The organism is Bacillus sp. 7_6_55CFAA_CT2 (assembly GCF_000238655.1).
GTDB classification, from domain to species: domain Bacteria; phylum Bacillota; class Bacilli; order Bacillales; family Bacillaceae_G; genus Bacillus_A; species Bacillus_A cereus.
In genome coordinates this window covers 533,143-551,669 of the sequence record NZ_JH414709.1, presented here as the reverse complement: position 1 = coordinate 551,669, position 18,527 = coordinate 533,143, and the positions used below count along the sequence as shown (strand labels likewise).

Below are 18,527 nucleotides of genomic sequence, written 5' to 3'. Positions count from 1 at the left end.
AGTAGTAAATCTATAACATTCTTATTTAAAAAGATGAGGTGATTTATATTCAAGATAATAATGAAATTAGAAAAAAGGAACTAATGTCAATGGCTCTTGACATTATTTTCCCTTACAGGCTTACGGGGCCTACCGGAAGTACTGGACCTACCGGGAGTACTGGGCCTACCGGAAGTACTGGACCTACCGGGAGTACTGGGCCTACCGGAAGTACTGGGCCTACCGGGAGTACTGGTTCAATCGTTACAACAAACTCTATGTTCGCTAATAATACATCAGGTGGTTCTGTTTCAGTCGTATTAGGAGGAACAAACATTCCACTTGCAAATAACCAAAGTCTCGGTAATTTTACAGTTAACGCTTCAAATGACGTATTTACAATTCCTGTAACTGGAAGATATCATTTAACCTATCAAGTTAATACAACAACCGCTCTACTTGCTGGAACTAGACTACTATTAAACGCTTCTACGCCAATTCCTGGCTCTATTTTTTCTCCCACTTTATCTACTTCAAATTATAGTAATAACTTAATTACTAATTTAAATGCTGGTAATACAATCTCACTACAATTATTTGGTATATTATCCGTCGTGAATTTAGTTGGAGGCGGATCAACAGGTGCCTCTCTTACAATTATACGAATTGATTAAAAAATGATTCATTCTTTTTATAATAAACAATCTAAATACTCAATTGATAAATATTACGATAGTGATTAAGTAATAAAAATAAATTTTACTATATCCATAGTAGAAAACATCTATACTAAATTTTCCGTATATATATTATCAATTTACACTTCACCCATGTCGATGTTACATTAAAGATGAAGATTGTTTCTTCTTTACAGACCATCTCAATATGTATTTGAGGAACATCTCCAATCCTATACGCGAGAGCAATACTATATTGACACTCAATTGAGTGTCTTTTTTTATATTCAAAAAATAAAAATCAGACTACTTTATATACTAATCCATCCACATACCCTATGTGGTTTAAAACTTTTAAGAGGAAACCTTCTAACAATAGGTTTCCTTCCATATCATATTAAATAAGAAGCAGGTTAAATACGGAGGTGATTTTGATTAAGACTACTTTAATTTCTCATTTTTACAATGAAGAATATTTACTTCCATGGTGGTTAATGCACCATACAAAGCTATTTGATCATGGCATTCTTATTAATCGTGGATCCACTGATCGTTCAGTTGAAATCTGTAAAACATTCGCTCCTAATTGGGAAATACGAAACTCAAAATCACTCGAATTTGATGCTTATTTAGTTGATCAAGAAGTTATGGAAATTGAAAGAGAAATTACAGGATGGAAAATGGTATTGAATACGACAGAATTCCTGTGCTGTTATAATAAAGAACAATTTTTTAAATCACTTAGCACTATGGGCGGCAATATGTTTTCAATAAGAATGATTATGATGATTGATGAACCGACTTATGGCTACACTAATCCAAGATATAGCTCTCCGCTTGTTAAACAACGTTATCACGGCATAATAATTCAACCTAATCCAAATCAACTATATCTTAACGGTAGATTAATTCACAATAATTCGCACGGGAACTATAGAGTCGGGAGACATGGCTCGCATTATCCTTATAGCATTTACATGGAACCTGCTTTTATTTTTAAATTTTTTTACAGTCCATGGAACGATGCAATGAAAAAACGAAAATTACAAATTGGGCCGACTCTTTCTCAACATAGTGTACGACGCGGATTAGGTTCTCATCACATAACAACAATTGAAAAATTAGAAAAAAAATACAAATACTATGCAACCTTAACTACGGATCTCCGGTTATTCCCAGAATACCAAATTATATTTCCTGATCTTTGTCCTTAATGTCATGAATATTTAGTTTCGACATCCATCCGTTTTTTATTAACATACCAACTCCAACTAAATACTTTTCTCTAGTAGAAATCTGAGCTAGGACGCTTGCAGCACGCAAATTCCTCTTATTTAATCTCATATCACTAGCCTATAATCTTTCATACCATTTCATTAAGCACTTGATGTTGGATCAGAAATAAAAAATGGTAATTCATTTGGAAAATTTTCAATTTCAGATTATATACCTTCTAAAACAAAAAATTCAAACAATAGAACCTAAACTAATGTTTGAAGTTATGGCTTTATTTTTTTCTTATTATTCACTTTGAAATCTTTTTATAATAATATTGAAAAATACGGTATAATATAAATTACTGTTCTTTAGGAGGATCACAATGGCTGATAAGTATAAATTTTTTATTCTCATTGTTACCGCATTTTTTTCATTCTTTTCTTTAATAAAAGATTTCCGCAACACTTCAAAAAGTTTCTTTTGGGGTAGTTTTATCATTCTTACAAGCTTCATGATACTATTAATACATGCTCTAGATTTAACTCAAATACTTTTTTATCCAAAGCAAATTGCGCTTGAATTTATTACCATACCACGTAAATTATTTCTACCATCTGTCACTGAGGCCGCCAGTTTCCCTCCAACACTAAGATAATAATTTGATTAAGAGCTCTTTCTAAAAGAGCTCTCTTTTTTAACATAAACATACCATATACAAAATCCAACCTTAACCACTTAATTACTTATAAGAACCTAACTTATAAAACGCATAATAATTATACTTATTTACTAGTATACAAGCCGTATCTCTTAGTAGAAGCACAGCATATTATACGATACAGGACAAAACTTTCAAAACACTTGTCCGAGTTAATTTTCAAAAAGGGGTGAACATAAATGCCTATCGTTAAACCTTTTATAGCTGGAAGACGATTTGTAAGTACAGCCGCAACAGGAACTGCTGCTGGAGCAGATTTAACTTTTGCTAACACAGACTTCACTGATGACACTGGTGCTGTAACAACATTCCCTGCTTCTTATGCCTTTTTAACACTTTATATTAATGGTGTTATTCAAACAGGTGATACTATTACTGGTGTGACTACTACAGCTGCTACTATTGTAGGAGGAGCAGTCCTAGATGGAGGCACTCCTATCGCAATTGAATTTACTATAACGTAACTTTAGTTGTCTTTTTAGAGGTTTCATTAAAAGAAACCTCTAATTTTAAAAATTCACATCAATTTTAGTAGCAACTACATAATACAGTGCAAATACTAGATAGAATGATAGAAATTTATACTCACTCTCAAAAAGAGCACTTATCTATAGTGATCTTTTATATAGCGCAATAATTTTTCGTCTATTTGCTCTTGGAGAATCGACTAAGCAGTTAGCTAAATTAGCTAACTGCTTTTTCCATATTGTATTTATTATTATTCATAGCTTTATCCGTAATAGTAACGCTTGTGCACTATCTACTATAAATTTTCATATATTGTATTATGCTTGTCCAAAATGTGAAGTTAATACTCACGAAATCTAAATACAAGAAAGGAGTGAAAATATGCGCTCATCCATTCGTAAATTCGCTAATTTTAATTGTGAAGCACAAGCACCTAGTACACTACCTGCCCTAGGTTTTGCCTTCAATGCTACTTCACCTCAATTTGCAACATTATTTACACCACTACTATTACCTAGTACAGGCCCAAATCCTAACATTACTGTCCCTGTAATCAATGATACAATTAGTACTGGAACTGGTATTAAAATTCAAGTAGCTGGTATTTATCAAATTAGCTATACATTAACGATTAGTCTTGATAACGTTCCAGTAGCCCCAGAAGCAGCACGCTTTTTCTTGACATTAAATTCATCGACTAATGTTATTGCAGGATCCGGAACCGCAGTCCGTTCTAATATTATTGGAACTGGTGAAGTCGATGTATCAAGTGGCGTCATTCTAATTAACTTAAACCCAGGTGATTTAATTCAAATTGTCCCCGTTGAAGTAATAGGTACAGTAGATATTCGTTCTGCAGCGTTAACAGTTGCACAAATTCGTTAATAAGGTGAAACTTTAATCATTGGGGTTTAGTTCATCCCCCCATGATTATTAGCCCTCACCAATTGGGTTGCCCGTTAATGCGGGATAAAAACAAAAGACTTGGCTAACTAACATTTAATGTTCCTTATACACACTAAAATATATTTTTATAGATTTGACACACATTTATATCAAACAAGCATATTTTATTGTATGTTGACTATATAGTCATACAAATCTAAAGCGTTCATAAAAGCACACTTATATGTGTGCTTTATTTTTAATTAAAACCTACAACATTCTCAAACAATATCCATATATTATCTTGATTCCTCTCTAAATATATAGTTTGTCTCAGAGCGCTTTTAACAGCGCTCTTTTTATTTAAATTCCGATTTTTAAGGTTCGATTTTATGATTTACGTTATACACATGCTACGCTACTTTTGAAACAAGGTATACATCTAAAGACTGTAAGTGAACAATTCAGTTATAAAGATATGTTCATAACATTAAATCGCTATTCACATGTTTTGCCTGGAATGCAGGAGGATGCTGTTAAAATATGTAGTGAAAAACCATTTGAATAGTAATATTTACAAATATAAAAAATGCGGTTTCTCCTCTCAAGAGAAACCGCAACATATCAATGTTTTTACTATATTTTAAACTGACTCGTATACAGATCAAAATAAAACCCTTTATCTTCCATGAGAGACTCATGATCCCCTCTTTCTAAAATTCTTCCATCCTTTATAACAAGGATTTGATCTGCTTTTTCAATTGTTTTAAGTCGGTGAGCGATCACAAAACTTGTGCGACCTCTCATTAAATTATTTAGCCCTGCTTGTATTTGTAATTCTGTTCTTGTGTCAATATTAGATGTCGCTTCATCGAGAATTAATATATCTGCATCTGCTAAAATTGCTCGTGCAATCGCAAGAAGTTGTTTTTGTCCTTGACTTAAATTCGATCCTTCTGAAGCAATTTCTGTTTCATATTGATTTGGCAAATGCTTAATAAAAGAATGTGCAGATGCTGCCTTAGCTGCAGTGATAACTTCTTCATCAGTAGCATCTAAGCGTCCATAACGGATATTATCCATAATCGAACCAGCAAATAAATACGTATCCTGTAAAACTACTCCTATTTTACTTCGTAAAGAATTAATATCATAATCTTTTATATCTTTTCCATCAATATGAATTTGTCCTTGCTGTATATCGTAAAAGCGAGTTAACAAATTAATGATTGTTGTTTTCCCTGATCCAGTCGGGCCAACTAAAGCAATTGTCTCTCCTGGCTGCGCTTTAAGACTCACTTCTTTTAAAATCGTTTTATTCTCTGCATAGCCAAATGAAACATTCTCAAGTGCAACATGCCCTTGTAAATTTTGTACAACAAATGCGTCTTTTTTATTTTGAATTTCTGGTACCTCATCCATAATCTCAAAAACACGTTCTCCACCAGCAACTGCCGCTTGAATTGTATTCATTAAAGTCGCAAATTGACTTAACGGTCTTGAGAATTGACGAGAATAATTAATAAAAGCCGCAATAACACCCACTGTTGTCATTCCGTTTAAGACCATAACTGATCCAGTCCCAATGACAAGCCCCATACCTAAGTTATTAATAAAGTTCATACTTGGAAAAATAAAAGCTGAAAATGTATCAGCCTTCGTAGCTGAAACTCTTAGCTGTTCATTAATTTTATTGAAATTTTGTACAGTTTCTTTTTCTTTTCCATACAACGTCGTAACATCCGCACCTGTAATTGCTTCCTCAATAAATCCATTTAATTCACCTAAATCTTTTTGACGCTTCGCAAAGTTTTTACCACTATATGCAACTAGTTTTTTTGTAACGTAAAACATAATAGGTACTGTAATTAAAGTTACAATTGCTAAAATCCAATTTAAGGCGAACATCGCAATCGTTACACCTATAAAAGTTAGCGCTGATGAAATAATTTGTACAACACTTTGTGTCAAAGCTTGGTTCAAATTATCTATATCATTTGTCACACGGCTCATTAAATCACCTTGAGAACGCACATCAAAGAACCGTAAAGAAAGCGTTTGGATTTTCTCAAAAATATCTTGTCGTATTTTTTGAATTGTTTTTAATGCAACGTTAATCATGACAAATGTTTGTAACCATGTTAAAAGTACAGTTACACCGTAAATCGCGATAAGTAACATACACATTCTTGCTGTACCACTTAAATCTTTCGGTACAATATATTGATCTATAATGACTCCCATAAAATAGGGACCTAATAATCCAAGTAAAGTAGTAACAACGACTAGAAATATAACAAACATTAGAGCAGCTTTTTGATAGCCCATATAGTTCCATATCCGCATTACAGTTCCTTGGGCATTTTTAGCTTTTCCCATCTTCGGTGTGTTTCGTCCACCTTTATTAGCAAATTGCCCTTGAAAATTACGCATGTTCTTCCCCACCTTCTTTATGCAAATTACCACCTTGGGAAAGATAAATTTCCTGATAAACCTCACTTCGTTCTAACAATTGTTCATGTGTACCATTGCCAACTAATTCACCATTATCTAATACAAGTATTTTATCCGCATCCATTATGGAAGAAATTTTGGACGCGATTAATAATGTCGTTGTGCCTTTATATTTTGTTTTTAAAGCTGTTTGAATAGTAGCCTCTGATTTTGCATCAACTGCTGATGTAGAATCATCTAATATGAGAATCGGTGGTTTTCTCACAAGTGCCCTTGCAATTGATACACGTTGTTTTTGTCCACCTGATAGATTTGTCGCACCTTGTGTTAAATTATATCGATAAGATTCTTCCAGCTTATTGATAAACTCAGTCGCACAAGCTGATGCAGCTGCTACTTCCAGCTCATCATGTGTTGCATTTTCTTTACCATAACGTAAATTCTCTTCTATACTACCTGAGAACAACAAAGCCTTCTGAGGTACAAACCCTATTGAAGCACGGAGTTTTTGCAAATCATATGTTTTAACATCTATTCCATCTATACATATTTCACCTTGATCCACATCATATAGACGTGGTAACAGTTTCGCTAAGGTAGATTTACCACTTCCAGTTGATCCAATAATCCCTACTTTTTCACCTTTTTGTTATGCTAAACGAAATATCCTTTAAAACGTATTCATTATTTTTCGTATAACTATAACTAACATTTTTAAATTCGATATTCCCCTCGATTTTCTCAGGTTCGATTGCATTAGCTGCGCTTATAATATCAACCTCGGTATTTAACACTTGCTGTACACGATCCGCAGATGGAAAAGCTCGCGCAATTTGAATAAATACCATGCTAATCGACATAAGTGACATTAAAATGATATTCAAGTAATTAATAAATGCCAAAATCGCTCCTACTTGAAGCGTTCCATTGAATACTTTTTCTCCACCAATCCATAATGTTGCGACAATCCCGCCACTTACAACTAGCATAATGATTGGCATCATTAAAGAAATAAGTTGCACAGCTCGAATATTTATCTTCGTTAAATTTGTATTTACATTTCCAAATTGGGCGATTTCGTATTTTTGTCTTACATACGCTTTTATAACACGTACACCAGATAAATTTTCTTGTAACTTTGTATTCACTTTGTCCAATGCCTCTTGCACCTTTTTAAATGTACCACTTGCTTTACTTGCAATTAAAATAATCGCAAGTAATAAAATCGGAACAACTACAAGTAATATTGGAAATAACTCTCGCGCTGTTACAAAAACAATAATTATACTTCCCATAAATAACAGTGGACCACGAACGAGAACACGTAATGTCATCGTCATTGCCGATTGAATGGAAGTGATATCATTCGTCACGATCGTTAATAATTTACCTGTTCCAAATGAATCACGATTATTACTAGAAAATGTTTCTATTTTCGCAAACACATCTTTTCGTATGTCTGTAGCGAAATTAACAGCTGCTTTTGTAGAATACATCATACACCCAAGCCCTCCAACTAAACCGAGTGCTGCTGCTCCTATCATAAGAAGCCCCATTTTTATTACATAATTTAAATCCCGATTTGCAATCCCAACATCAATGATATGTTGCATAATAGTCGGTTGAATTAAGTCCATCGCAACCTCAAGTACCATAAATAGCGGTCCAATAATAGCGAAGAACATGTATGGTTTTAAATACTGTAATAACTTACGAAATGATTTCATACATAATCTCCTTTTCCCATGAAATTACCACTGAATAATTCATATCCCTCCTTATTTAAGCGATATTTTTTGTAATTTCTTCATTACTTTTATTATATTATGCAAATTAATATTTAACATTATTAAATGATAAGTATTAATGACTTTCTGGTCAATACATATGCTTTATATTATGTAAATACAAAAACCGCATTCTTAATGAAAAGAATACGGTTTTTCATCTATAATTCTTCAATTGTAAAATTTAAAAACTCAGTCTCAAATCCATTATTTTTAGAAGGACTACACGTGTAAAAACCTATTTTAATAGGCTCACTCCCTATATCCTCCATTAAATGAGCGATTCTTATTTGTTCCCATTGATGGCTCTTTTTCACATATATTGTATAATCACCGCGTTTTCGAATAATTCGAAAACGAAGTTGTTGCTTAGCTGCTTCTGTTGGATAATCTTGCGTTGACCAATCAGAATATCCATTATTCGTTACGACAGCACCTAAGTGAGATGGCCCTTCAGGGATATATTCTAAAGATGTTTTTAGCCAACAGTTCTCCGAAATCATAACAAAAAGACCTGCTTGATCGAATTTTGAATTTGGATTCATACGTAACTGAACTTCAGCTTGAAAGTCTGTCATCATCTCATTATAAAATACATGACCATTCATGACTTCAAAACCATAATGTGTTTTAAGCCAAAAATCGGTTTCTGCTTTCGAACGGACAATAAACGCATGATTATCATTAATTTTATAGTATTCAGGTACATTCATTATAGTGAGTTGCTCAATACGTTCTGGTATATACGATATATTCATAGCTCCTCCATAATAAAGCATTTATATAGACATTTAAAACTCCGCTAATACTGGGAATTTATAACCTTTAAAATCTAACTCTTTATCACTTCGAACCATTAAATACTTGCTAGACTGTAATTCTGTAAACTGTACATCCTCAACCCCTAATTGATCCGGTGAAAAATAAAATTCGATTTCCGTAAACCTTTCATTGATTTCTCCACATAATTCATCTAAAACCGGAAGTACTGGCGCAAATACTCCAAATAATTTCAACTTTTCATTGTCTACTTCATAAACGATTAAAGCATCTAGTTTCTCTGAATAATACAATTTCTCATTCCATTCCGAATCATACATATTCAAATAAAATGAAGGATGGAAGTTTAAAGTTGAAAAACTATTTGAAAGTCTTTGGCTACTATCAATCGTTTCATGTATTAACTGTCTATTCTCTATATTATAGAAATCTAACTTTTTAAGTAGTGAATGGTTATTATTAATATTTTTATCATATGGTATAGTCATCAAATATTCCTGCACAACTTTAAATCCAAATGCTGTATATAGTTCAGGTTTTTCCGTAAACAATAATGCACATTCACATTTCTTATCAATTTCTTCTATCATTTTACTCATTAATTGTGTCATTAGCCCTTGTCTACGGAAATTAGGGTGTGTCATTACTGATTGAATACCCGCCGCATTTATTTTTTCACCATTAATTAATAACGGGAGTGAAAATGCCGCAACATTTGCAATCACTTTATCTTCTTGTAAAAATGATAAAGCTTTATATGTATCATCCCAATATCCTTTATCCGAAAAATCATTCAATGTTTGAGTTGTAATTCCAAACACTTCTTCAAATAAAGGAAATAACTGCTCCCTTTTCGGTTCTTCTATTAGAAGACTTGCCAATTTTTCAACATTCCCCATGTTGTACCTCCAAATGTTAAATTCCATTAAATTAGATATACTTATATGACCTACTCTTAAAAATAGAGGTCTTACCAATCAATATACTATCATAAAACATAAAAAAAAGTCTAATTAATTTTATGTTTCGACTATTTGAAAATAAGTCGAATAAAAAAATATTAAGATTTTCGGATATTAATTAGTTTATTTTATAAAAATAGCGCTTTCTAATTAGCTTTTACTAATAGAAATACACTATTGATAATAAAATATTTTTATTCTTTTATCCCTTCAAGTCTTTCCTTCGTATTAATTTCTTCTCCACTTATACGCTTTTCAAAAGACTTTCTCCAACTATTTGAAAGTGCATTTACTTCTAATATCCTTTTTACCCCTTCAATATTTTGTTTTTCCTTATGCATAATACGGTTAGCGAATGCTACTGAAACACCTTTTGGATCAGACTGTAGTCTTTTTAAGGTGTCGACTGATGATACCCATCCTTCTTTTAATACACGAAAATAAAATCCTGTATATCCTGTTTCTTGAAAATATAGTGGTAACTTTGGAATATTATATTTTTTTGCTAATTTAAAACAAGGTTGCCTTGGTTGTGTTACCTGTACGATTGCCTGTCCTAGCTCAAACGTATCACCAATACAAACATCCTCTTCGCTCATACCACTAACTGTTATATTTTCTCCGAAAGCCCCATATACAAGATCTTGATTCAATTCTTTTTCCCAGTATGGATAGTGATCACCAGTATAAACACAAACTGCTTTATCTACTCCTCCATGATGAACTAAGTCAGCTTGTCCATCCCCATTAAATTTTACAAAGGATAAATATACCGGTTCCTTTACTTGTTTCTTATTTATGCCTGTATGAACTACCTTTCCACCGTATGTAACCTCTTTTGGTAACCCTATATTTAAAGATAATAATTGATATTCATTAGCCATTCTATTTCCTCCTTTAAAGGTGTTACATGTATTTTCTCTCAATTAATTTTTACAACCCTCTCTGTTATATAAAAATGATTATAAAACCTCTAAAATCATTGTTCAATTCAATTATTTATATAATAATGATAGGTATAACCTATTATTATACTTGAGGTGATTCCAATCGAATTACGACAACTTGAATACTTTTTAGCTGTTTCAAAAGAATTACATTTCACAAAAGCAGCTGAGAAATTAAATATTTCACAGCCTTCCCTAAGTCAACAAATACGTGCATTAGAGCATGAAGTAGGAATGCCACTTTTCGATCGAATTGGTAAAAAAATATCTTTAACTGAAGCAGGGAAGATTTTATTATCACATAGTAAAACCATTTTTCATGAAGTCGAACAAGCTCGTTCAGCTATTCAAGACCTAAACGGATTACAGCAAGGTTCCTTAACAATAGGGGCTTTGTTAACCGTCCTAAATTATTTACTACCACTAACTATTTTAAATTTCAATAATTTATATCCCAATATAGAGCTTTCTGTATTAGGGCTTCGCACAGGAGATATTCGTGAAAAACTATTACGAAACGAACTAGATATTGGAATTACATTTCTCCCGGTGCAAGATAAAGAGATTATCTCTATCCCTCTATACAAAAGCGATCTTACATTAGTCGTGCCAACTGGTCATCGATTAGCTGAACGTAATCATGTATCTATTGCTGAATTACAGAACTACCCTTTAATTCTTTTACCTAAAAATTTCTTTTTAACCGAACTAATTACATCTCATTGCCAAAAATTCAACTTTAAACCAAGACCAATTTTAGAAATTAGCACGATGGAATCTTTAATCCAAATGGTTTCCAAAGGAATGGGAATTACAGTGTTACCCAAACCATATATAGACTTTTTACAAAATAAAAACATTCAAGCTATTAAAATAGAAAACCCTACTCCAACAATTGAAATAGGGCTAATTTATAGAAAAGATAAATATATGTGTGCTGCAACTCGAGAATTTATTGAGCAACTAAAAAGTACAGTACGTTCTTTCCAAAACTAAACAAAAGAGATTATCCTATGAAACCGTTTCACAACGATCTAGTAGAATAATCTCTTTTCAAAACAAAGTAAACATTATATTAAACTCTTATAGATTTTAATGTACCTTTTTAGATATTGGAATATATTTAGTAAAATATGCACCAACTAGCAATAATACAATTGAAAATAACCAAGTAAAAGCACCGCCAAAGTGAAACCAATATGCAAACATATTTAAGATTGCGAGTAAAAAGAAGCAAATAGAAGTTAACGCACTTTTCAATCCTTTTATCCCAGATTTTTTTCTCTTTTGATAAGCAATATACATCGCAATAACAAGAAAAAAGATAAGAACAAATGGTAACATAACTTTTAGCATTGGTAATCCCTCCTGTATAAACGCACTCTTTACACTACCATATTATACCACATAGTACTAAAGAACTTTTATTCATTCCTGTTGTTTTTCACTATCTTTCCTTCACATCAGACCTCATCAAAACTCTCAACTAATGATTATTTGCTAACTGATAATTGCCTTGTTAAGATTATGGTAATAATAGAGTTCCAAAATAAAGTGATTTGACATCCGATAAACAAAAACAATACATTGTCCCCACTTATAAGCAATCATCTAATTCATGAAACTAAGAAACTTATTTATCAAAGCAAAAGGAGAATTTATGTATGAGCAATTGCAAACCAATTGATGAATTAACTATTGAAGACCTAAAACAAAACCCCATTTGGGAATGGGCAATAGATGAAGAGGAAAACGAAGAACATGACGAAACATGGGTAAAACCAGCAGCAACTACTAATTTTACAGAGGAGCTAAACGGTTCAATCGTACTAGGCAAACTATTCTTACATAATGGTGAAAAATTCCCTATGATGTTTGAAATTGACATTGAAAATAACGAGGCAGTAATTCGTTCTGTTGTTTATTATAACGAAGCAGAAAATGAGTATATTGCTATAGAAGATATTGTGAAAATGGTCGAAATGCCGTTATCGATTATTATTAACCTAACAATTCATGCAGAATCCAAAACCTTACGCTTCACTGCACATAAAGTAGATATTTGTAAAAGTTCAATAACGACTAATTAAAATTAAAGTTGGGCGAAATAAAGAAAACAATTATTAAATAAAGTGAAGCTTTAATCAGTGGGGGTCTTACTGCCCAGCAAATAGCGGGATAAAAACCGGAAAATGATTATCGATTCCCCGGTTTTTCAAACTAGATTAAAGTATTCCCTTTTCTACTAAAGTCTCTGCGATTTGAACTGAATTCCAAGCCGCACCTTTTAATAGGTTATCAGAAACAATCCAGAGGTGGAATCCGTTTGGCATATCAGGATCTTTACGTATTCTTCCGACAAATGTATCTATTTTCCCTTCTGCATATAATGGCATTGGATACAGCTGTTTACTAGGGTTATCCTGCAAAATAACACCTGGTGCATCCATTAATACTTCCTTAATTTCCGTAACGGTTGCTTCTTTTTCCAGTTCTATATAAACCGATTCTGAATGCCCTGATACAACTGGAACACGTACACAAGTAGCTGCCATTTTCAGGTTTTCATCTTCTAATATTTTCTTCGTTTCTTGAATCATTTTTACTTCTTCAAAAGTAAAATCATTGTCTGTAAATATATCTACTTGAGGCAGTACATTAAACGCTATTGGGTAATGTTTTTTATCTTTTTTCGCCGGTAATATATTACTTTTCACTTCTTCACCAGCAAGCATAGACTTAGCCTGCTCTTGTAATTCATGAATCGCATGAATGCCAGAACCCGATACGGCTTGATATGTTGAAACGATAATTCTTTCTAAACCGAATGATTTTCGAATCGGCTGAAGTGCTGTTACCATCTGTAATGCTGAACAATTTGGAACTGCAATGATACCTTTATGCTGCTTTAAAGTATGCGCATTCACTTCCGGAACAACGAGCGGTACACCTTGTGCCATTCGGTACTCACTTGTGTTATCAATTACAATCGCACCACTAGAAACTGCATGAGTTACAAATTGTCTAGATACTTCTCCCCCAGCGCTAAAAAAGGCAATATCTACACCTTCAAAGCTAGTTGTTTTTGCCTCTTTTATAATTATCTCTCGTCCTTTGAATCTTACTTTCTTACCAGCGGATCGTTTTGACGAAAGCAATGTAACTTCAACTATATTAAACTTCATTTCATTCTCTAACAGTTCAATAATTTTTTGCCCTACCGCACCTGTAGCCCCAACAACAGCTACATGATAGCCCTTTTTTTTCATCTTTTCTCCTCCAATATCACCTAAATGAATATTTCTACAATTTCATTTTATACAGAATTTAATCATTTGGAAAATTAAAATACATGATATAATCATTCACAAATCATGATAATAAAAGAGGGATCGTTTATGGAAATGAGACATGTTAAAACATTTTGCGCCATTGTGAAGTATGGTAATTTTTCTAAGGCTGCGCATGCGCTAGGTTATGCGCAATCTACTGTTACAGCACATATGAAAGCTTTAGAGAACGATTTACATATTCCTCTTTTCGATCGGTTAGGGAAAAAAGTGCTACTTACAAAAGCAGGTCATCAATTTCATCCTTATGCATTAGAATTACTTTCAATATATGAAAAAGCGCGAGAAATCCCCCAAAATAAAGATTATTTAGAAGGTACATTAAGTATTACATCTAATGAATCATTAGCGGTATACCGATTACCACAATTATTACGTACTTACAAACAGAAAAATCCAAAAGTAAATATCGTACTTGAAACAAACACAAATGAACAAGCATTACAAAAATTACGTGAAGGAGAAACAGACGTTGTCTTCATAATTGGAGAAAGTATAGAACATAATGATTTTATTACGCGTACTTTTAGTAATGAAACATTTGGATGGATTTTACCATCTTATTCCTCTGCGCATACAAATCCATTCCAGTTATTACAAGACACCCAGTTCATTTTTACAGAACAAAGCTGCGGCTATAGGCCAATGGTAGATCGTTTTTTACGTCAAAGTGGAAATATTCCAGCTAAAACATTTGAAACTTCCAATGTTGAAGTTATTAAACAATCCGTTATGTGTGAGTTAGGCATTTCAATTCTTCCTTATATCGTTGTACAAGAAAGTTGCCAAAAAGGACAACTATGTTTTCAACCTATCGAAACTCCAACAGTTATTCAAAGTTATGTAATCTATCATAAATCTAGATGGATTTCCCCGGTATTACAATCGTTCCTTTCCTTACTTGAACGAGACTAAAATATTAAGACGTACATAGAAAGAGAGTAATTGCCTAATAAGCAATTACTCTCTTTCATTAATTAGTATACTATTTATTAGTCTGTCCCCCACCTGCAATTAATTTACTACCTGAATATGTACCTTTTTTCATAAACACTTGATTAATTAATTCTTTTTGCTCAGCTTCCGACATTACTCCTTTTCCTTCTCCTAAATTCCCACTTTGTAATTTCCAAATCTTATTGTGATCCCCATCAACCTTTTCATATTTTCCTTGTTTCCATCGTTCTAAAATTTCTACATATGTACTTCCCTGTACAAGATCATTACTCTTTACAATATCAATTAAGCTTTCAATCCGCTCTTGTGTAATAAAAATATAGCCCCACTTTTGATCAGCTTTCGCTTTTTGATGTGCCATTTCATGTAATGCTGTCTGTATGTTCTCATCTGTCCATTTAAAATTTTTATTAAAACCACTATTCGGCAATGAATAATTTCCATTTTCTAAAAGCTTTGCATCTTCTGCTTTTACGTTACTATCAGCTAATACTTCTACTGCTGGAGCAGCTGGTGATGCCTTTTTCGCAGCTGGTTTACTATTATTTAAATAATGCAGCATACCATATGTTAAACCTACTCCAATTACCGCCATACCAGCTATAACACCTATTATTTTCAAAAATGTTTTCATCTCGCTTGTTTCCTCCCAAATATCTCCGTTCTGACTACCTAATTATTTCTTATATAAAAACTGTTACTTCATTCAAAATATCGCATCCCATCCCCTATCATATTATTTATATATACTTCCTCATATTGTATTTCTTTTTCTTTAAAATTGAAAGATTATTCTGTTAAATAATGAAAATATTCTACAAATTTTTCCTTTATATTTATAAAGAAACAAAAAAACAACGAGCGCGTTCTACAACACTCGTTGTTTTTACTTTATGCACGATTTTCTTTTAACCACTTCGTAATAGCATCTAACTTCGAAACATCAAAACGTCTTTCTTCACACACGTTCAAATTTTGTGAGTTTCTCACTATTTCTAATTCATTATTTCTTACACTTTTTGCCTCAATTAATTTACAATACCCATCTGTAACAGTATTTAAATTTTCATAATAACGCTGAAACGATTTTGATATATGTAAATGTTTTTCAAAGTTTCTCCTTCTTTTCGTTTCATCAGATACTTTCCGTTTTCTAAGTTCTTCATCGTTCGTATATAAATAAAAATATTGATCCGGAAAGCCAATTTCCCTATTTATCATCTTTTCTTTATAAAAATTTTCTATTAAAGATAATGGCTGATTAAATATATCAAAATGAAAACACCAATTATAACTAAGTGGCTGATAAATATCGCCATCGAGTATTACTAATTCATATTGCTTTGACTTCTGAACAGCTATATTCCAGCGCTCAACTTGTTTTTCAAAATACCATGTTCTATGTTCATTTTTTGGCCTTTCAAATAAAGAATTCACTTCAGGTATTATATAAGCACCATAATTCTTTTCTAATTCACGGCACGTGGTACTTTTACCAACAGCGCTTGCTCCCTCAAATGCTATTATCCCCATAGTTTCTCCCTCTTTCATTAACTAAAATTTCGTTGTTTCGCTTTTCTTCCCCATAACTTTCTCCATAAAACAATTGAAGCGACAGTGAGCATGATTGTTGTAATGATACTACCTTCAATTCCGAACGTGCCTCCATGCAATGTTTCTGGTCCATTTGTTATAGACTTAAAAATTGGAGTAGAATATACAGTTGTGCCACTAACTGCAAAACCATATACATTATATTGAGCCCAGTTCCAAATTGAGTGCCATGCACATATTCCCCACAGACCGTCTTCTTTCAATACATATAAAGCTGCGAAAACACCCACTAATATTATATTCGATATAGATAATATTGTAATTCCTGGATTAAGTAGATGAAGAAATCCAAATAAAAATGAAGTTACAATTATTCCAACCCATATACGACTTCTAACAGAAAGAACCGGGAATAACCAACCTCGTACAATAATTTCTTCCGTTGCCCCTTGTATTAAAAATGCAACTAGAGATCCTACTATTCCTACTATCACTGTTGAGGTAATATGTTGTACTTGCAATTTCACACTCCCCATTAATAATAGTAGAATAACTGGCGTTGAAATAAATAAAAACCCTATTAACGCACCTTTTAAATACTTTCTCATCCATTTCTCTTTCCAAAAGCCAATGGATGAAAAAGGTCTTTTTTCTACAAAACGAACCCATATAAATAAAATAAATATAGCTCCGCCAAACGTTAACACCATTCTAACATTGTCATAAATACCTTTCATGAATATCGTTTCAGCTTTCGGTAAAAATAACATAAATAACATAAAAAGTTCGCCTAAAGTCAAAAATATAATGGCTAATATTACAGCAAAGACTGGATGGACCTTTTTTCTCCCTGCTTTTGCTGCTTCAATTATTATAAATGAATTATTTTTCACTTTCTTTTCTCCTTTTATAATATTTAACTACCAACAGTAACCAACCATATTTTACCACGAAAAATATATTATTAATATTTACTCTAAGTTTTTCTTACATGATTTTGCATAAATCCCAATTAGGAATAATATATAAATAAAAGAGGTGCCTTTGTGCCTTTACTATTATCACCCAGATTACTCAGTGGTATTACCAGCACTTGCTATTTCCCACCATTTGTTGTAAGATAGTAATTAAGGTCAATTTAACACTATATTTTCTTTGCATATTATCAAGTATCAATCGGGGACAGTTTGTACTCCTTATGGGTTTTTGATAATATGTGAAATTTTATTTTCATTCAAATAAGGCCGATCATATTGTAATTTTTCTACTTTTAGGAGGCATTACCATGACATTAACAGGTAAAGTAAAATGGTTTAACAGCGAAAAAGGTTTCGGTTTCATCGAAGTTGCAGACGGTAACGATGTATTCGTTCACTTCTCAGCTATCACTGGCGACGGCTTCAAGTCTCTTGACGAAGGTCAAGAAGTTAGCTTTGAAGTTGAAGAAGGTAACCGCGGACCTCAAGCTAAAAACGTTGTAAAGCTATAATTCAAACAATAAAAAGGTTGTTACCAGCAAGGTTAACAACCTTTTTAATATATAACTAAAATTTTTTACATAAAAGGAGTGGTTACATGTATCGCAATCGAAAGAACGATGTAGCAGAAGTACCACCAGAACAAACCCCTGTTTGGGAATGTGAATCAGAGGATTGTTTAGGATGGATGAGAAAGAACTTTTCATTTGAAGAAGAGCCTAAATGCCCTTTATGTAAAAGTAGCATGAAAAGCGGAGAACGTTTATTACCTAAATTAGGTTAATTTATAATAAAAAAACCTCTTTTAATTAAG

19 protein-coding genes and 1 pseudogene are annotated in these 18,527 nt (G+C 32.6%); 10 read left to right on the top strand and 10 right to left on the bottom strand.

Annotated elements, in window-relative coordinates; all coding sequences use genetic code 11:
* Positions 1-38: 38 nt before the first annotated feature.
* The 5 genes from HMPREF1014_RS11920 (at position 39) to exsF (ending at position 3,945) form a co-directional block, all read left to right on the top strand.
* On the top strand, positions 39-653 hold the full coding sequence (locus tag HMPREF1014_RS11920) for a BclA C-terminal domain-containing protein (protein ID WP_043307179.1): 615 nt from the start codon (positions 39-41) through the stop codon (positions 651-653).
* Positions 654-1,087: 434 nt separating this feature from the next.
* On the top strand, positions 1,088-1,870 hold the full coding sequence (locus tag HMPREF1014_RS11915; RefSeq protein WP_000598286.1) for a glycosyltransferase family 2 protein: 783 nt from the start codon (positions 1,088-1,090) through the stop codon (positions 1,868-1,870).
* 386 nt (positions 1,871-2,256) lie between these two features.
* The gene (locus tag HMPREF1014_RS11910) at positions 2,257-2,529 is read left to right on the top strand and encodes a hypothetical protein (protein ID WP_000774115.1); all 273 of its coding nucleotides are present in this window, start codon (positions 2,257-2,259) and stop codon (positions 2,527-2,529) included.
* Positions 2,530-2,771: 242 nt separating this feature from the next.
* Positions 2,772-3,056: a DUF4183 domain-containing protein gene (locus HMPREF1014_RS11905; protein WP_001123247.1), complete on the top strand. Its 285-nt coding sequence runs from the start codon at positions 2,772-2,774 to the stop codon at positions 3,054-3,056.
* A gap of 385 nt (positions 3,057-3,441) precedes the next feature.
* The gene (gene exsF, locus HMPREF1014_RS11900; RefSeq protein WP_001257877.1) at positions 3,442-3,945 is read left to right on the top strand and encodes an exosporium protein ExsF; all 504 of its coding nucleotides are present in this window, start codon (positions 3,442-3,444) and stop codon (positions 3,943-3,945) included.
* Positions 3,946-4,581: 636 nt separating this feature from the next.
* Here the strand turns inward: exsF and HMPREF1014_RS11890 are convergent.
* From HMPREF1014_RS11890 to HMPREF1014_RS11870, 5 genes and pseudogenes are all read right to left on the bottom strand, one after another.
* A complete protein-coding gene (locus HMPREF1014_RS11890) occupies positions 4,582-6,378 on the bottom strand; it encodes an ABC transporter ATP-binding protein (protein WP_001243555.1) in 1,797 nt (598 codons plus the stop codon).
* Positions 6,371-8,126 (bottom strand): annotated as a pseudogene (locus tag HMPREF1014_RS11885) (ABC transporter ATP-binding protein). Before HMPREF1014_RS11885 ends, HMPREF1014_RS11890 begins: the two are co-directional and overlap by 8 nt.
* Positions 8,127-8,347: 221 nt before the next feature.
* Positions 8,348-8,944: a DUF1349 domain-containing protein gene (locus HMPREF1014_RS11880; RefSeq protein WP_001027681.1), complete on the bottom strand. Its 597-nt coding sequence runs from the start codon at positions 8,942-8,944 to the stop codon at positions 8,348-8,350.
* Positions 8,945-8,977: 33 nt separating this feature from the next.
* Complete coding sequence (locus tag HMPREF1014_RS11875) at positions 8,978-9,865, bottom strand: GNAT family N-acetyltransferase (protein WP_000528676.1); 888 nt, start codon at positions 9,863-9,865, stop codon at positions 8,978-8,980.
* 257 nt (positions 9,866-10,122) lie between these two features.
* Complete coding sequence (locus tag HMPREF1014_RS11870; RefSeq protein WP_001263003.1) at positions 10,123-10,812, bottom strand: MOSC domain-containing protein; 690 nt, start codon at positions 10,810-10,812, stop codon at positions 10,123-10,125.
* Between the two features lie 156 nt (positions 10,813-10,968).
* Here HMPREF1014_RS11870 and HMPREF1014_RS11865 point away from each other — a divergent pair, with 156 nt between their 5' ends.
* Positions 10,969-11,871, top strand: coding sequence for a LysR family transcriptional regulator (locus HMPREF1014_RS11865; RefSeq protein ID WP_000612234.1), 903 nt, complete (start codon positions 10,969-10,971; stop codon positions 11,869-11,871).
* 96 nt (positions 11,872-11,967) lie between these two features.
* Here the strand turns inward: HMPREF1014_RS11865 and HMPREF1014_RS11860 are convergent, their stop codons facing one another.
* Entirely contained in the window at positions 11,968-12,231 is a 264-nt protein-coding gene (locus HMPREF1014_RS11860; RefSeq protein ID WP_000921856.1) for a hypothetical protein, read from the bottom strand.
* Between the two features lie 308 nt (positions 12,232-12,539).
* Here HMPREF1014_RS11860 and HMPREF1014_RS11855 point away from each other — a divergent pair, with 308 nt between their 5' ends.
* Entirely contained in the window at positions 12,540-12,965 is a 426-nt protein-coding gene (locus HMPREF1014_RS11855) for a hypothetical protein (protein WP_000063766.1), read from the top strand.
* A gap of 135 nt (positions 12,966-13,100) precedes the next feature.
* On the opposite strand, the gene HMPREF1014_RS11850 is transcribed toward HMPREF1014_RS11855, so the two are convergent.
* Complete coding sequence (locus tag HMPREF1014_RS11850; protein ID WP_000726549.1) at positions 13,101-14,144, bottom strand: aspartate-semialdehyde dehydrogenase; 1,044 nt, start codon at positions 14,142-14,144, stop codon at positions 13,101-13,103.
* Between the two features lie 129 nt (positions 14,145-14,273).
* Between HMPREF1014_RS11850 and HMPREF1014_RS11845 the strand changes: the two genes are divergently transcribed.
* On the top strand, positions 14,274-15,140 hold the full coding sequence (locus HMPREF1014_RS11845) for a LysR family transcriptional regulator (RefSeq protein ID WP_000425904.1): 867 nt from the start codon (positions 14,274-14,276) through the stop codon (positions 15,138-15,140).
* A 70-nt stretch (positions 15,141-15,210) separates the two neighbouring features.
* On the opposite strand, the gene HMPREF1014_RS11840 is transcribed toward HMPREF1014_RS11845, so the two are convergent.
* From HMPREF1014_RS11840 to HMPREF1014_RS11830, 3 genes are all read right to left on the bottom strand, one after another.
* Entirely contained in the window at positions 15,211-15,816 is a 606-nt protein-coding gene (locus HMPREF1014_RS11840) for a PRK06770 family protein (protein ID WP_000846981.1), read from the bottom strand.
* 257 nt (positions 15,817-16,073) lie between these two features.
* Entirely contained in the window at positions 16,074-16,733 is a 660-nt protein-coding gene (locus HMPREF1014_RS11835) for a nucleoside/nucleotide kinase family protein (protein WP_002005064.1), read from the bottom strand.
* Entirely contained in the window at positions 16,733-17,629 is an 897-nt protein-coding gene (locus tag HMPREF1014_RS11830; protein ID WP_000794817.1) for a CPBP family intramembrane glutamic endopeptidase, read from the bottom strand. The genes HMPREF1014_RS11835 and HMPREF1014_RS11830 overlap by 1 nt, the downstream gene beginning before the upstream one ends.
* A gap of 392 nt (positions 17,630-18,021) precedes the next feature.
* Between HMPREF1014_RS11830 and cspD the strand changes: the two genes are divergently transcribed.
* The gene (gene cspD / locus HMPREF1014_RS11825) at positions 18,022-18,225 is read left to right on the top strand and encodes a cold-shock protein CspD (protein ID WP_000176366.1); all 204 of its coding nucleotides are present in this window, start codon (positions 18,022-18,024) and stop codon (positions 18,223-18,225) included.
* Positions 18,226-18,311: 86 nt separating this feature from the next.
* Positions 18,312-18,497 carry a cold-shock protein gene (locus HMPREF1014_RS11820; RefSeq protein ID WP_000286203.1) on the top strand — a complete coding sequence of 62 codons (186 nt, stop codon included), beginning with the start codon at positions 18,312-18,314 and terminating at the stop codon, positions 18,495-18,497.
* The last annotated feature ends 30 nt before the right edge of the window (positions 18,498-18,527 follow it).

What these genes read in the sequence shown, in the direction of transcription:
- HMPREF1014_RS11910 (WP_000774115.1), top strand. Translation starts at nt 2,257, where the DNA reads ATGGCTGATAAGTATAAATTTTTTATTCTCATTGTTACCGCATTTTTT.
- HMPREF1014_RS11905 (WP_001123247.1), top strand. Translation starts at nt 2,772, where the DNA reads ATGCCTATCGTTAAACCTTTTATAGCTGGAAGACGATTTGTAAGTACA.
- exsF (WP_001257877.1), top strand. Translation starts at nt 3,442, where the DNA reads ATGCGCTCATCCATTCGTAAATTCGCTAATTTTAATTGTGAAGCACAA.
- HMPREF1014_RS11890 (WP_001243555.1), bottom strand. Translation starts at nt 6,378, where the DNA reads ATGCGTAATTTTCAAGGGCAATTTGCTAATAAAGGTGGACGAAACACA.
- HMPREF1014_RS11880 (WP_001027681.1), bottom strand. Translation starts at nt 8,944, where the DNA reads ATGAATATATCGTATATACCAGAACGTATTGAGCAACTCACTATAATG.
- HMPREF1014_RS11875 (WP_000528676.1), bottom strand. Translation starts at nt 9,865, where the DNA reads ATGGGGAATGTTGAAAAATTGGCAAGTCTTCTAATAGAAGAACCGAAA.
- HMPREF1014_RS11870 (WP_001263003.1), bottom strand. Translation starts at nt 10,812, where the DNA reads ATGGCTAATGAATATCAATTATTATCTTTAAATATAGGGTTACCAAAA.
- HMPREF1014_RS11860 (WP_000921856.1), bottom strand. Translation starts at nt 12,231, where the DNA reads ATGCTAAAAGTTATGTTACCATTTGTTCTTATCTTTTTTCTTGTTATT.
- HMPREF1014_RS11855 (WP_000063766.1), top strand. Translation starts at nt 12,540, where the DNA reads ATGAGCAATTGCAAACCAATTGATGAATTAACTATTGAAGACCTAAAA.
- HMPREF1014_RS11850 (WP_000726549.1), bottom strand. Translation starts at nt 14,144, where the DNA reads ATGAAAAAAAAGGGCTATCATGTAGCTGTTGTTGGGGCTACAGGTGCG.
- HMPREF1014_RS11845 (WP_000425904.1), top strand. Translation starts at nt 14,274, where the DNA reads ATGGAAATGAGACATGTTAAAACATTTTGCGCCATTGTGAAGTATGGT.
- HMPREF1014_RS11840 (WP_000846981.1), bottom strand. Translation starts at nt 15,816, where the DNA reads ATGAAAACATTTTTGAAAATAATAGGTGTTATAGCTGGTATGGCGGTA.
- HMPREF1014_RS11835 (WP_002005064.1), bottom strand. Translation starts at nt 16,733, where the DNA reads ATGAAAGAGGGAGAAACTATGGGGATAATAGCATTTGAGGGAGCAAGC.
- cspD (WP_000176366.1), top strand. Translation starts at nt 18,022, where the DNA reads ATGACATTAACAGGTAAAGTAAAATGGTTTAACAGCGAAAAAGGTTTC.
- HMPREF1014_RS11820 (WP_000286203.1), top strand. Translation starts at nt 18,312, where the DNA reads ATGTATCGCAATCGAAAGAACGATGTAGCAGAAGTACCACCAGAACAA.